Origin of the sequence: Gordonia sp. SMJS1, from assembly GCF_029866425.1 — a bacterium.
In the GTDB taxonomy this organism is placed as follows: Bacteria; Actinomycetota; Actinomycetes; order Mycobacteriales; family Mycobacteriaceae; genus Gordonia; species Gordonia hongkongensis.
Window position 1 is genome coordinate 2,507,290 of record NZ_CP123381.1, and the last position, 14,431, is coordinate 2,521,720.

At 68.7% G+C, this 14,431-nt stretch carries 11 protein-coding genes and 1 pseudogene; 5 read left to right on the forward strand and 7 right to left on the reverse strand.

The genetic code is table 11. The features are described from left to right. Positions 1 to 5 precede the first annotated feature (5 nt). Both tal and tkt read right to left on the reverse strand, forming a co-directional pair. The gene (tal, locus tag QAD21_RS11455; RefSeq protein WP_205333436.1) at positions 6 to 1,127 is read right to left on the reverse strand and encodes a transaldolase; all 1,122 of its coding nucleotides are present in this window, start codon (positions 1,125 to 1,127) and stop codon (positions 6 to 8) included. A gap of 27 nt (positions 1,128 to 1,154) precedes the next feature. Then, positions 1,155 to 3,231: pseudogene (gene tkt, locus QAD21_RS11460) on the reverse strand (transketolase). A gap of 371 nt (positions 3,232 to 3,602) precedes the next feature. Between tkt and QAD21_RS11465 the strand changes: the two are divergent. Further along, on the forward strand, positions 3,603 to 4,598 hold the full coding sequence (locus QAD21_RS11465) for a heme o synthase (RefSeq protein ID WP_065632157.1): 996 nt from the start codon (positions 3,603 to 3,605) through the stop codon (positions 4,596 to 4,598). 7 nt (positions 4,599 to 4,605) lie between these two features. On the opposite strand, the gene QAD21_RS11470 is transcribed toward QAD21_RS11465, so the two are convergent. Beyond that, on the reverse strand, positions 4,606 to 5,580 hold the full coding sequence (locus QAD21_RS11470) for a quinone oxidoreductase (RefSeq protein WP_247452022.1): 975 nt from the start codon (positions 5,578 to 5,580) through the stop codon (positions 4,606 to 4,608). 32 nt (positions 5,581 to 5,612) lie between these two features. On the opposite strand from QAD21_RS11470, the gene QAD21_RS11475 reads away from it, so the two are divergent. Then, positions 5,613 to 5,999: a hypothetical protein gene (locus QAD21_RS11475; RefSeq protein ID WP_280361499.1), complete on the forward strand. Its 387-nt coding sequence runs from the start codon at positions 5,613 to 5,615 to the stop codon at positions 5,997 to 5,999. A 13-nt stretch (positions 6,000 to 6,012) separates the two neighbouring features. Here the strand turns inward: QAD21_RS11475 and QAD21_RS11480 are convergent, their stop codons facing one another. The 4 genes from QAD21_RS11480 to mptB form a co-directional block, all read right to left on the reverse strand. After that, entirely contained in the window at positions 6,013 to 7,071 is a 1,059-nt protein-coding gene (locus QAD21_RS11480) for a COX15/CtaA family protein (protein WP_205333439.1), read from the reverse strand. Continuing rightward, the gene (locus QAD21_RS11485) at positions 7,068 to 7,829 is read right to left on the reverse strand and encodes an ABC transporter permease (protein WP_137811340.1); all 762 of its coding nucleotides are present in this window, start codon (positions 7,827 to 7,829) and stop codon (positions 7,068 to 7,070) included. Before QAD21_RS11485 ends, QAD21_RS11480 begins: the two co-directional genes overlap by 4 nt. 65 nt (positions 7,830 to 7,894) lie before the next feature. Further along, positions 7,895 to 8,926: an ABC transporter ATP-binding protein gene (locus QAD21_RS11490; protein ID WP_205333440.1), complete on the reverse strand. Its 1,032-nt coding sequence runs from the start codon at positions 8,924 to 8,926 to the stop codon at positions 7,895 to 7,897. Between the two features lie 66 nt (positions 8,927 to 8,992). Further along, on the reverse strand, positions 8,993 to 10,813 hold the full coding sequence (mptB, locus tag QAD21_RS11495) for a polyprenol phosphomannose-dependent alpha 1,6 mannosyltransferase MptB (RefSeq protein WP_205333463.1): 1,821 nt from the start codon (positions 10,811 to 10,813) through the stop codon (positions 8,993 to 8,995). Positions 10,814 to 10,946: 133 nt separating this feature from the next. Between mptB and QAD21_RS11500 the strand changes: the two genes are divergently transcribed. The 3 genes from QAD21_RS11500 to sufD are packed head-to-tail and all read left to right on the forward strand — an operon-like array spanning position 10,947 to position 14,421. Then, positions 10,947 to 11,789 (forward strand): metalloregulator ArsR/SmtB family transcription factor, encoded by an 843-nt coding sequence (locus tag QAD21_RS11500; RefSeq protein ID WP_205333464.1) that lies wholly within the window; start codon positions 10,947 to 10,949, stop codon positions 11,787 to 11,789. Beyond that, the gene (gene sufB, locus QAD21_RS11505; RefSeq protein WP_058250379.1) at positions 11,786 to 13,234 is read left to right on the forward strand and encodes a Fe-S cluster assembly protein SufB; all 1,449 of its coding nucleotides are present in this window, start codon (positions 11,786 to 11,788) and stop codon (positions 13,232 to 13,234) included. The genes QAD21_RS11500 and sufB overlap by 4 nt, the downstream gene beginning before the upstream one ends. Next, on the forward strand, positions 13,234 to 14,421 hold the full coding sequence (gene sufD, locus QAD21_RS11510) for a Fe-S cluster assembly protein SufD (RefSeq protein ID WP_205333441.1): 1,188 nt from the start codon (positions 13,234 to 13,236) through the stop codon (positions 14,419 to 14,421). The genes sufB and sufD overlap by 1 nt, the downstream gene beginning before the upstream one ends. Positions 14,422 to 14,431 lie beyond the last annotated feature (10 nt).

Consider the following 14,431-nt stretch of genomic DNA (forward strand, 5'->3'; position numbering starts at 1 on the left):
TGGGGTCAGCCCTTGTTCGCCGCGGACAGTTGCTCGGCGGTCGCGCTGAGCAGATCGTTCCACGCGTCCTCGAACTTGCTGACGCCCTCGTTCTCCAGGACCAGGAAGACGTCGGACAGGTCGACGCCCACCGCGACGAGCTTGTCGAAGATCTCCTGCGACTCGGCGGCGAGACCGATGATCGACTCGGTGTTGACCCAGCCGTGGTCGGCGAAGGCGTCCATCGTCTTGCCCGGCATCGTGTTGACCGTGTTGGGTGCGACGAGCTCGCTCACGTAGAGGGTGTCCGGGTAGTCGGGGTTCTTCACACCGGTCGACGCCCACAGGGCGCGCTGCGGGCGGGCGCCCTTGGCGAGCAGGTCGGGGAAGCGGGATTCGACCTCGAAGACCTGCTGGTACGCCGAGTATGCGAGGCGCGCGTTGGCCAGTGCCGCCTTGCCCTTCAGGTCGGTGGCCTCCGGGGTGCCGATGGCGTCGAGTCGCTTGTCGATCTCGGTGTCCACCCGCGACACGAAGAACGAGGCGACGGAGTGGATCCGGGAGAGGTCGTGGCCGGCCTGGGCGGCGGCGTCGAGGCCGTCGAGGTAGGCGGCGATGACCTTCTCGTAGCGCTCGACCGAGAAGATCAGCGTCACGTTCACGCTGATGCCCTCGGCGATGACCTTGCTGATCGCGGGGAGCCCGGCCTCGGTGGCCGGGATCTTGATGAGCAGGTTCGGCCGGTCGACGATCTTCCACAGCTCCACGGCCTGTGCCACCGTGGCGTCGGTGTCATGGGCGAGGCGCGGATCGACCTCGATCGACACGCGTCCGTCGACGCCGTCGGTCGACTCGAAGGTCGAGGCGAGCACGTCACAGGCGTTGCGCACGTCGTCGGTGGTGACCGTCCGGATGGTGGCGTCGACGTCGGCGCCCCGTGCGGCCAGCTCGTTGACCTGGTCGTCGTAGGCATGGCCCGACGACAGCGCGGCCTGGAAGATCGACGGGTTGGTGGTCACCCCGACGACCGACTTGGTGCTGATGAGTTCGGCGAGGTCCCCTGAGCTGATCAGGTCCCGGGACAGGTCGTCCAGCCACACCGACACTCCGGCGGCGGACAGTTCGGCGAGCTTCTCGTTCTGGGTCACGATTCTCTCCTTGTGGGTTGTGGTCGCTCAGCCGGCGACGGCGCGCTCGGCGGCCGCGGTCACGGCCTCGGCGGTGATGCCGAACTTGGTGAACAGCACCTTGTAGTCGGCGGAGGCCCCGAAGTGCTCGATCGAGACGATCTCGCCACCGGCGCCGACGATGCGGTACCACGGCATGGCGATGCCGGCTTCGACGGCGACGCGCGGAACCGACGGCGGCAGCACGTGGTCGCGGTACCCCTGCGGTTGCTCGTCGAACCACTCGACACAGGGCATCGAGACGACGCGGGCCTTGATTCCCTTCTCCGCCAGTGCTTTCTGTGCGTCGACGGCCAGGTACACCTCGGAGCCGGTGCCGATGAGCACGACGTGAGGGTCACCCTCGGAGTCGCTCAGGACGTATCCGCCGTTGGCGACGCCCTGCGCCGAGGTGCCCTCCAGGATCGGGATGTTCTGGCGGGTGAGCGCCAGGCCGACCGGATGGTTCCGGCGGGTGAGCAGGTGCTGCCAGGCGTACGCGGTCTCGTTGGCGTCGCGGCCGGACGACGTCGAGGTTCGGGATCGCGCGCAGCGCGGCCAGGTGCTCGATCGGCTGATGGGTCGGGCCGTCCTCACCCAGACCGATCGAGTCGTGGGTCCAGACGTAGATCGGATCGATCTCCATCAGCGCCGCGAGGCGGACCGCGGGACGCATGTAGTCGGCGAACTGCAGGAACGTACCGCCGTAGGCGCGGGTCGGCCCGTGCAGCGCGATGCCCGACAGGATCGATCCCATGGCGTGCTCACGGACACCGAAGTGCAGGGTGCGGCCGTAGGGGTTGGCCGACCACTTCTTGGTGCTGATCGAGGTCGGTCCGAACGACGGCTCGCCGTCCATGGTGGTGTTGTTGGAGCCGGCCAGGTCGGCCGAACCGCCCCACAGCTCGGGCAGCACGGGCGCGAGCGCGCCGAGCACCTTGCCCGATGCGCTGCGGGTCGCGACATCTTTGTCGCCGACGTTCCAGCTGGGCAGCACGTCGGTCCAGCCCTCGGGCAGTTCGTGGGCGGTGAGCCGTTCGAACAGCTTCTTGGCGTCGGGGTTCTTCTCCGCCCAGGCATCGAACGACGACGTCCACGCCGTGCGCTCCTCGGCACCGCGGTCGATGAGCTTGCGGGTGTGGCCGATCACCTCGTCGGTGACCTCGAAGTTCTTCTCCGGGTCGAAACCGAGGACCTTCTTCGTCGCCGCGACCTCGTCTTCGCCGAGCGCCGCGCCGTGGGCCATGCCGGTGTTCATCATGTTGGGGGCGGGGTAGCCGATGATGGTGCGCAGGCAGATGATCGACGGCCGGTCGATGACCTGTTGGGCCGCCTCGATCGCCGCCTCGATGGCGACGATGTCCTCGCCGCCCTCCACGGTCTGCACGTGCCAGCCGTACGCCTCGTAGCGCTTCGCGACATCCTCCGACAGCGCGATGTCGGTGTCGTCCTCGATCGAGATCTGGTTCTGGTCGTAGAACACGATCAGGTTGCCGAGCTGCTGGGTGCCGGCCAGCGAGCTGGCCTCCGACGTCACGCCCTCTTCGATGTCGCCGTCGGAGGCGACGACGTAGATGTAGTGGTCGAACGGGCTCTGTCCGGGCGCCGCGTCGGGGTCGAACAGGCCGCGTTCGCGTCGGGCGGCCATTGCCATGCCGACCGACGAGGCCAGACCCTGACCCAGCGGGCCGGTGGTGATCTCGACGCCGCGGGTGTGGCGGAACTCGGGGTGGCCCGGCGTGAGGGAGTCCCAGGTCCGCAGCGCCTCGATGTCGGACAGCTCGAGACCGAACCCGCCGAGGTAGAGCTGGATGTAGAGCGTCAGGCTCGAGTGTCCGCACGAGAGGACGAAGCGGTCGCGCCCGGCCCAGTCGGTGTCGGTCGGGTCGTGACGCATGACTCGCTGGAACAAGGTGTAGGCGAGCGGAGCAAGGCTCATCGCGGTACCGGGGTGTCCGCTTCCGCACTTCTGCACTGCGTCGGCCGCCAGGATCCGGGCCGTGTCGACGGCGCGGGTGTCCAGGTCGGTCCAGTCATCCGGGTGGCGGGGGGTGGTCAAAGCGCGGATCTCGTCTGTGTCGGCCACGATGTTGAAGGTCTCCTGTGCCTGCTCGGTGCGATTCGTACTCGGTCGGAGGTCGTAGAAGGGGCGATGGGTACCAGGGCGACCGGTACCGGCGTGATCGGTGTAGGCGTTGATCGGTATCGGCGCTGACCGGTGTCGGCCACCGACGATCGTCGGCGCGTACGCGTCCAGAGTAATCGGCGCCGGCCACGCGTTGCGCGCCGACCGATGGTTACCGGCGAGTTCTGGCGTCATCGCCGGTCGAGAGCTCGCGCATGGCGGTGCCATGCCTCGATTCACGGTTCGCAGAGGCAAACGTCTACCATGCTCCGTAGTAGCCCGCGGGCGTCTGTGCGGGCGGACGAGGAGTGTTCGTGAGGATAGGGGAGCGTGTGAGCGGGAACAGTTCCGCCGCATCTCACTCGACCGACACCGCATCGAATCCGCAGGTATCGACCGAAACGGTCGCGCCGGCCGATCAATCGTGGGCCGGGCGTGTGCGTGCGACGGTGCTCGCCTACATCGCGCTGACCAAGCCGCGTGTCATCGAGTTGCTTCTCGTCGCCACGATCCCGGTGATGCTGCAGGCCGACCGCGGCCACGTCGACATCGCGGTCATCGCCTTCACCCTCATCGGTGGCTGGCTCGGCGCCGGCAGCGCCAACACCCTCAATATGGTGGCCGACGCCGACATCGACAAGAAGATGAAGCGCACGGCCCGGCGTCCGCTGGCCCGCCGCGCGGTCGCGCCGCGGAGCGCGCTCATCTTCGGTCTCGCGTTGTGGGCGGCGTCCTTCGCGGTCCTGTACTTCGCCGCCAACCTCCTCTCGGCGCTGCTGGTCTCGGCGACGATCCTGTTCTACGTCGGCGTCTACACGCTGATCCTCAAGCGTCGGACCTGGCAGAACGTGGTCTGGGGCGGCGCCGCGGGCTGTATGCCCACCCTTGTGGGATGGGCCGCGGTCACCGGGTCGCTGAGCTGGCAGCCGATCGTCCTCTTCGCGGTCATCTTCTTCTGGACGCCGCCGCACACCTGGGCGCTGGCGATGCGCTACAAGGAGGACTACAAGGCGGCCGGTGTGCCGATGCTCCCGGTCATCGCGACCGAGGAACGCGTCACCCGCCAGATGCTGATCTACACGGTTCTCACCGTGGTGACCTCACTGCTGCTGATCCCGGCCACGAGCTGGATCTACACCGTGATCGCGCTGACCGCCGGCGGCTGGTTCCTGGAGCGTGTGACCAAGCTGTACCGCGACACCAAGCGCGGCGCGGAGGTGGCACCGCTGAAGGTGTTCCTGCAGTCCAACGAGTATCTCGCCATCGTGTTCTGCGGACTCGCGATCGACGCGGTCGTCGGACTGCAGACCATCTCGTCCTACTTCTGAGCGCGGCTCACGTCCCGGCCGGCAACAGCACCGTCGAACCCGTGGTGACACGTGCCTCCAGGTCGGTGTGTGCGGCAGCTGCATCGGCCAATCGGTAACGCTGGCCGACGCGCACCTCGACACTGCCGTCGACGATCGCCTCGAAGTACTCACCGGCCCGGCGGTTCAGTTCCTCGGCGGTGTCGGTGAAGTGCGCCAGTGTCGGCCGCGTCACCGACAGCGACCCCGCGGCGTTGAGACGCTGGAGGTCGAACGGCGGAACCGGCCCGCTCGCCGCCCCGAAGAGCACGATGATCCCCCGGACCGCGGTCGACGCCAGCGACTGCTCGAAGGTGTCCGCGCCGACGCCGTCGTAGACCACCGGCACGCCGCGTCCGTCGGTGAGGTCACGGACGCGGGAACTCAGGTCCTCCCCGTAGCGCAGGACGTGATCCGCCCCGGCGGCGCGCGAGAGTTCCTCCTTCTCATCGGACGAGACCGTCGTGATGACCGTCAGTCCGCGGCGCTTGGCGAGCTGGGTGAGGATCAGGCCGACACCACCGCCACCGGCGTGCACCAGGATCGTGTTGCCGGCTTGGGGATGAGCACTCCCGTCGAGGAGATAGTGCGCGGTGAGACCGCGGAGAAGCGACGACCCGGCCACCGCGTCGTCGACCGCGTCGGGTACCGAGACCGCCTTCGAGGCCGGGACCGCGACAAGCTCCGCATACGAACCGGGGGCCGCACACCACGCCACCCGCTGACCTTCCTGCAGCGACGTCACATCCGAGCCGGTCGCGACGACGACGCCCGCGCCCTCGGTACCGGGGATGTAGGGCGGTGTGGAGGGGTACAGGCCCCGGCGCAGATAGGTGTCGATGAAGTTCACGCCCACCGCTGCGGTCCGGACGATCACCTCGTCGGCGGCCGGGATGGGATCGTCGACACTGCCGAAGGTCAGGACGTCGGGTCCGCCGTGGCGGGTCACCTGGATAGCTCGCACGACACCGTTCTACACGCCGGGATCGCCCCGGTATGCTGACCCCCATGACGAACACCACCGACGGCGAGAAGTCGGGCACGCAGCAGAAGGTCGAGGCACCCACCGAGGTCGTCGCCTCGGTACGCAAGTTCGTCGAGCGCGAAGGTGGCAGCGCGAAGGTCGTCCTCCAGGCGATCGGGGACGCCGGTGTGCGGATCACGCTCGTCGGCGACGCCAACGGCATCCTCGGGGACCGGGTCGTGCCCGATCTCGCGACCGCGCAGGCCGTGGTCGACGCCGTCGACGGTCTCGAGATTGCCGAGTGGGACCGTGACCTCACCTCGGAGACCACGGTGTCGACGTCGCACTACCGCAAGATGGCGGGTTGGGTCGCGCGGCAGAAGCGCTTCCCGCGTGCGCGCAACCGCGCCATCCTCTGAGGCCGGAGTTCGATCAGGCAGGCTCGCGCAGCGGGTCTGCCTTTTTCGTGGCCGGATCCTTGTCGATCGGGTTCCGCGCGATCAGGAGCTGCCAGGTGGCGCCGATGAGCAGGACCGCACTGCCGAACATGTGCGCGATGACGAGGGCGATGGGCAGATCGGTGGCGAACTGCACGAACCCGATCAGGCCCTGAAGCAGCAGGAGCAGCATGAACACCACTGCCGAGCGCTGTTGCGGCCGCGCGAACACCCGTGCGTAGACGAGGGCCGCGATCGCGAGCCCGACGAGGGTGAAGACGGCGTCGGCGTGCAGCTGTGTCGCGTTGCCGGGGTCGAGACCGTTCCGCGGGGCGTCCACATCGCCGGCATGCGGGCCGGAGCCGGTCACGACCGTGCCGAGGTAGATCGTGCCCCAGGTGACGAGATAGACCAGCCAGGCGAGGTAGATGCCGAGTCGGCGCGTGGCGGTCGAGGGAGCGTCGGCGTCGGGCGATCCGGGCGCGGTCGGCGTCGGATACGGACGCATCCGGTAGACGAGCAGGGTGGATGCGGAGACCAGCGCCATGGACAGCAGGAAATGCAGCGCGACGACCCACGGGTTGAGCTGGGTCAGGACCGTGATCCCGCCGATCACCCCCTGGAACGGGATGCCGAGCGCGATGAGGGTGACCAGCCACTTGTCCCGGCGCGCCGCTCCGGCTGACCGCAGGACGGCGACCCAGGTCGCGATGGCGATGACGATCAGCACGAAGGTGAGCAGACGGTTGCCGAACTCGATCGCGCCGTGCATGCCCAGTTCGCCGTGCGGCACGAACGACTCGTCGGTGCACCGCGGCCAGGTCGGGCAACCGAGGCCCGAGGCGGTCACGCGCACGGCGCCGCCGGTGGCCACGATGCCCACGTTCGAGACGAGCAGGGCGATGGCCCAGCGATGCACGAATCGTGCGGTCGGACGGCCGAAGCCGAGGACGAACCGCCACGGACCGGTCAGCGGCCGGCGCGCTTCGCCGGCGGCCGCGGCATGATCGCCCGACCGGGCCGTCGCCGGGGCGTTCGAAGTATCGGATGTCATCGGAATCGGAACCACCTCACCGCCAAGGTGCCGGCCACCGCGGCCCACACCAGCAAGACACCCACCCCGAAGGCGTCGAACGAACCCTCCGAGGCCATCTCGAGCGCCTCGCTCAATGCCCCCGACGGGATGCACCGCGCGATCCAGTGCACGGCGTCGGGGATGTTGGAGTCGACGACGACCAGACTGCCGAGGCCGATGAACGCGAACCACAGCAGGTTCGCCAGTGCCAGCACGACCTCGGCCTTCAGGGTGCCGCCGAGCAGCAGCCCAAGAGCCGCGAAGCACGCGGTGCCGACCGCGAGGACCACCGCACCGATGAGCAGACCGACGGGGCTCGGTCGCCAGCCGAACGCGGCGCCGATCCCACCGAGGATCACCGACTGCAGCGCGACCACCACGAGGACCGCGATCGACTTGCCGGCGATGATGCCCCAGCGCGGTATCGGCGTCGCGCCGAGGCGTTTCAGCGCGCCGTAGCGACGGTCGAACCCGACGGCGATCGCCTGTCCGGTGAACGCCGTCGACATCACCGCGACGGTCAGGATCGCCGGGACGAACAGCGCCGCCCGCTCGGCGGGGCCGTCGCCGAACCCGGTGTCGATCGGCAGCAGGCACAGACCGACGAGCAGCGTGATCGGGATGAACATCGTGAGGAGCAACTGCTCGCCGTTGCGGAGCAGGAGCTTGAGTTCGAGGCCGCTCTGCGCGGCGATCATCGCCGGCAGCGACGCCGCCCGGGGAGCGGGGCGGAACAGACCGTCGGGGAATGTTCCGGCAGCACGGTCGGCGGGGCGGGGGAGCCCGGTGGGTGCGGATGAGGTCACGGTCGAAGGGTCCGTCCGGTGAGATCGAGGAAGACGTCTTCGAGGCTGCGGGTCTCCACGCGCAGATCGGTCGCGAGGACGTTGATCTTGGCGCACCAGGCGGTCACCGTGGCCAGCACCTGCGGCGTCATCGGACCGATGACCAGATACGAGCCGGGGGTGGCCTCCGTGCAGTGGTAGTCCTCGGGCAGGGCCAGCACCAGCATCGACAGGTCGAGTCCACGTGGTGCGGTGAAGCGCAGTTCGTTCTCGGCGCCGGTGCTGGTGAGGTCGGCGGGTGTCCCGTCGGCGACGACGCGGCCGTGATCGATGATCGCGACGTGGTCGGCGAGTTCCTCGGCCTCGTCCATCAGATGGGTCGTGAGCAGGACGGATGCTCCGTCGGCCCGGAGCCGGTCGATGAGTTCCCACACGACGAGGCGGGCGTGGGCATCGAGTCCGGCGGTCGGTTCGTCGAGGAAGACCAGTTCGGGGCGGCTGACGACCGCGCAGGCGAGGGCTAGGCGCTGCTGCTGGCCACCGGACAGACGTCGGTAGGACGTACGACGCACCTCGGTCAGCCCGAGTGCGTCGAGCAGGAACTCGGGATCGATGGGATCGGCCGAATACGCGGCCACCAGGCGCAGCATCTCCTCGGCCCGGGCTCCCGGATAGGCGCCACCGCCTTGCAGCATGACGCCGATGCGGCGCCGGAGCGCGTCGTTGTCGGCGATGGGATCGAGACCCAGGACGCGGACGCTGCCGGCGTCGGGCGCGGTGAAGCCCTCGCAGATCTCGACGGTCGTGGTCTTGCCCGCGCCGTTGGGACCGAGCAGGGCGAGGATCTCGCCGCGTTCGAGGGTGAGATCGAGCCGATCGACCGCGGTGCGATCACCGAAGCGCTTGACCAGACCGCGGACCTCGACGGCCGCCGCAGAGGCGGCCGGGGTGCCGGCGGAGGCGGCGGAGGCGGCTGACCCGGGATCGCGGAGCCGACGATCGTTCACCCGATCGTCGTCGTTGATCTGCCGAGAGGTCGTGCTGCGCACACTGGTCAGACTAGGCGCTCGGAGCCCAGGGACGAAAAGCGGTGACCGGGCACACGGCGCATGCGCTCATCGTCGTGCCGACGCCGACCCGGCCGTCGCCTCGTCGTCGTCCGACACGGGCCCGCGGCGGCGTCGCCGACGGGGCGCGCGGTCCTCGAAGAACAGGGCGGTGAGAACCGCGACCATGATCACGCCGGCCAGAAGTCCTTGTGCCAGAACCACTCCGCTCGTGTTGGAACTCGTGGGCATCACCACGATGGCGATGATCGCCGACGCCGCGATGGTGGAGATCCGGAACCAGGCGCCGGTGGCCCACGCGGCCAGCGGGATCACGGCCCACAGGAGGTACCAGGCCTGCACGAACGGGAAGAACAGCACGACTGTGGCCATCGACACACCGAGTGCGCCGAGTGGGTGGAGCCGGCCGCCGAGCGTGGCGAGCATCCACCGGACGATGAACAGGGCGGCGACGAGCTGGCCGATGGGCCGGGCCACCTCGAGGATCGCCTGCGTGTGCTCACCGAGGCCGAGGGTGACACCGATCCGGCCGGTGGTCACCGACAACAGGGTCGGCATCGACATCCACGAGCGGACGATCTCGCCCGTCGACAACGTGCCCGTCCAGCCGAAGCCGAGCCCGGTGCCGAGGGAGATCCCCATCATCACGATGCCCAGGACCACCACGTAGAAGGCCGCCGACGCGCTCAGCATGTACACCGACCACCGGGAGCGACCCCACCATTCCCGGATCGGCGTGTGGCGGAGCACGGGCAGGGTGGCGCCCCACCGCATGGCCAGCGCGATGCCGACGAAGCCCAGGGCGAGCATCGAGGTGACCTTGATCATCGCTGACGCCGCGAGTACCGCACCGCCGCCGATGAGCAACCAGCCCGCTCGGGTGGGGACGAAGGTCCCGGGTCGGCGGAGTCGTTCGGCGCCGTAGATGGCGCGGAAACTCAATTCGAGACCGACCAGCATCAGGCCGAGCATGAGGGCCTCGTTGTGGATGCCGCCGACGAGATGCAGGATGACCAGCGGGTTCATCGCGCCCAGCCAGAGTGCGGCCACCGACGAGACCCCGCAGCGGCGGGCCAGGCGGGGGAGTGCCCAGACGATGAGCGCGACGCCGATCAGTGCGACGACGCGGTGCAAGAAGATCGCGGCGGTGATGTTGTCGCCGGTGACCTTGGTGATGCCCTCGCCGATCCACAGGAAGAAGGGGCCGTAGGGCGCGGGGGTGTCACGCCAGAGGTTGGGCACCGACCTGGTCAGGATGTGGTCCACGCCGAGTCCGCGGACCGGACTGACCGAGTACGGATCCATGCCCCGGAAGGCGATGGCGCTCTGCGCGAGATACGAGTAGATGTCCTTGCTCAGCAGCGGCGGCGCCACGATGATCGGGGCGATCCACAGCATGAGGGTCCGGTCGGCCTGGCGGCGGCTCATGCGGCGCTCCGGGCTCCGGCCGTGGCGGACCTCGACGCTGAACCGGCCGACTGCGAACCGGCCGAGCAACAACCACGCGACGACCAGGGTGATCGCGCCGCCGATGGACAGCGCGAGGGCGGTGCCGAACATGCGTGACGGCAACGACAGGACGCGCATCCCGGCAACGGGGTTCTGCAGTACGGGTACCGCACCGGTCCCGAGGGCGCCGATGAGGATCAGTACCGAGCCGGTGGCGCCGAAGAGCTTGATCCGGCGGAGCCGGCGGGTCTCCTCGGCGTTGAGCGGGCCGACCTCGCGCTCGTCGTCGTGTAGGCGGGCCACGGTCTTGCCGTAGTCGCCGGGTTCGGCGCCGGCAGCGGCAGGGCGCTGTTTGCGCAGTCCGAGATAGTCGAGCAGGGCGACCAACCGGGTCCAGACGAGTCCGAAGTAGTCCGGCACGCGGCGCGGAGCTGTGGTTTCGGGCACACGACGACTGTAATCGCCGGGCGTGGTGGCCTCACGACCCCCTGCGATAAGGGCACCCTTGCTGGCAGCAGGGAAGTAATTACGTCACACTCGTGTTGTGAAAACCATGCGGAACGATGTTGTGCTGCCTTCTGGCAGTGTCGGCGCCGTGCCCTCCGCTGGTACGGGTGCCGGAGTGACCGGCGGTGTCGACGCGCACCATGACGGTCAGACCCGGGAGGCCGTGATCACCCTGCTCGTCGAAGACGGCCCGCTCACCGCCGGCGACATCGGCGAGCGCCTCGGCATCTCGGCGGCCGGCGTGCGTCGCCATCTCGACGCCCTGACCGGCGCCGGGGACATCGAGGTCGCCTCGCCGGGGTTCGGCCAACGCGGCCGGGGCCGGCCCGCCAAGTACTTCCAGCTCACCGCTTCCGGACGCGGCAAGATGCGCCACGCCTACGACGACCTGGCCGGTGCGGCGATGCGAAAGCTGCGTGATCTCGGCGGCACCGACGCGGTCGCCGAGTTCGCGCGCGAGCGCGTCGAACGCATCGTGGCCGGCGTCCGTCCCAGCACCGGCCCGGTGACCGTCGCCGACACGGTCGCCGAGATCGCCGACGCGCTCACCAGCGCGGGGTACTCGACCAACACGCGTCAGGTCGGGACCGGCATGCAGATCTGCCAGCACCATTGCCCGGTGGCGCACGTCGCCACCGAGTTCCCGGAGCTGTGTGAGGCGGAGACCGCGGTCTTCACCGAACTGCTCGGCACGCACGTGCAGCGTCTGGCGACCATCGCCAACGGTGACTGCGCCTGCACCACCCATGTGCCGATCCACCCACCGCCGGGTGGGACCACCGAAGACCGACCCGGGGCCGTCGCGGACCCCGATACGCAGCCCGTATCGCCCCGCGCCACCCCCAACCAGACACCGACCGCCACGACAACCCGAAAGGCCACGCGATGACTGTCACCGATCCGGCCACCCCGACCCCAGCGGCGCCCCTCACCCAAGAGGAGACGATCGCCGCCCTCGGCAAGTACGGCTACGGCTGGGCCGATTCCGACGTCGCGGGCGCGAGCGCCAAGCGCGGACTGTCCCCGGCGGTCGTCGCCGACATCTCGGCGAAGAAGAGCGAGCCCGAGTGGATGCTCGAGCAGCGCCTCAAGGCCCTGAAGATCTTCGACAAGAAGCCCATGCCCGGCTGGGGTGCGGGGCTCGAGGGCATCGACTTCGACAACATCAAGTACTTCGTGCGCTCCAGCGAGAAGCAGGCCGCCACGTGGGACGACCTGCCCGAGGACATCAAGAACACCTACGACAAGCTGGGCATCCCCGAGGCGGAGAAGCAGCGTCTCGTCTCCGGTGTCGCGGCGCAGTACGAGTCCGAGGTCGTCTACCACTCGATCCGTGAGGACCTCGAGAAGCAGGGCGTGATCTTCCTCGACACCGACACCGCGCTCAAGGAGCACCCGGAGATCTTCCAGCAGTACTTCGGGACCGTCATCCCGGCGGGCGACAACAAGTTCTCCGCGCTCAACACCGCGGTGTGGTCGGGTGGGTCCTTCATCTACGTGCCGCCGGGTGTCCACGTCGACATCCCGCTGCAGGCATACTTCCGGATCAACACCGAGAACATGGGCCAGTTCGAGCGCACGCTGATCATCGTCGACGAGGGTGCCTATGTGCACTACGTCGAGGGCTGTACCGCGCCGATCTACAAGACGGACTCGCTGCACTCCGCGGTCGTCGAGATCATCGTGAAGAAGGGCGGCCGCTGCCGCTACACGACCATCCAGAACTGGTCGAACAACGTCTACAACCTGGTGACCAAGCGCGCGAAGGCCGAGGCCGGCGCGACCATGGAGTGGATCGACGGCAACATCGGTTCCAAGGTCACCATGAAGTACCCGGCGGTCTGGCTGACCGGCGAGCACGCCAAGGGCGAGGTCCTCTCGGTCGCGTTCGCGGGTGAGGGCCAGCACCAGGACACCGGTTCCAAGATGGTCCACCTCGCGCCGAACACCTCGAGCAACATCGTCTCCAAGTCGGTGGCCCGAGGCGGTGGCCGGGCGTCGTACCGCGGTCTGATCAAGATCAACAACGGTGCGCACGGCAGCCGGTCGACGGTGAAATGCGATGCGCTGCTGGTGGACACCATCTCGCGCAGCGACACCTACCCGTACGTCGACATCCGCGAGGACGACGTGACGATGGGCCACGAGGCGACTGTCTCGAAGGTCAGCGACGACCAGCTCTTCTACCTGATGAGCCGCGGTCTGACCGAGGACGAGGCGATGGCCATGGTGGTCCGCGGCTTCGTCGAGCCGATCGCCAAGGAACTCCCGATGGAATACGCGCTCGAGCTCAACCGCCTGATCGAGCTCCAGATGGAAGGAGCTGTCGGCTGATGGCCGATCCCACATTGCCCGTGACCACTCCCGGCTCGGCGGCGCCCGTCGTCAACAAGGGCGAGATGTTCACCTCGTTCGACGTCGACGCCTTCGAGGTGCCGAGTCCCCGCGAGGAGGCGTGGCGGTTCACCCCGTTCCGTCGTCTCCGCGGGTTGCACGACGGATCCGCGCAGCGGACCGGCGAGGCGACCGTGGAAGTGACCGGAGCGTCCGAGGGCGTCAAGGTCGAGACCGTCGGTCGCGACGACAAGCGGCTCGGCCAGGGCGGCGTGCCGTTCGACCGCGTTGCCGCGCAGGCGTATTCGTCGTTCACGCAGGCGACCGTGGTGACCGTCGGCCGCGAGGTCGAGCTCGCCGAGCCGGTCACCGTCACGGTCACCGGCCCCGGCGAGGGCGAGACCGCCTTCGGCCACACCCAGATCCGGCTCGAGGCGTTCGCGCGCGCCGTCGTCGTCCTCGATCAGAAGGGCAGCGGCACGTTCGCGGAGAACGTCGAATTCGTCGTCGGCGACAGTGCCGCACTGACCGTCGTGAACATCCACGACTGGGAGGACGACGCCGTCCACGTCGCGACGCATCACGTGCGCGCCGGTCGTGACTCCGTGGTCCGCCACTTCGCGATCAGCTTCGGCGGCAACCTGGTTCGGCTGTCGCCGATCGTCCACTACGACGCGCCCGGTGGCGATGTCGAGATGTGGGGTCTGTACTTCGCCGACGCCGGCCAGCATCTCGAGCAGCGACTCCTCGTCGACCACAGCCAGCCGCACTGCCGCTCGAACGTCGTCTACAAGGGCGCGCTGCAGGGCGACGTCTCCGGCGATCGCAGCCGTGAGGCCCACACCGTGTGGGTCGGCGACGTGCTGATCCGCGCCGAGGCCGAGGGCACCGACACCTTCGAGCTCAACCGCAACCTGGTGCTCACCGACAACGCGCGTGCCGACTCGGTGCCGAACCTCGAGATCGAGACCGGCGAGATCGTCGGTGCCGGACACGCCAGCGCCACCGGTCGTTTCGACGACGAGCAACTGTTCTACCTGCAGGCCCGCGGCATCCCCGAGGACCAGGCCCGACGCCTCGTCATCCGCGGCTTCTTCGGCGAGGTGATCGCCAAGATCGGTGTGCCCGAGCTGCGCGAGCGTCTCTCGGCGGCGGTCGAGCAGGAACTCGAACTCGCCGGCGCCTGACCGCCGATCA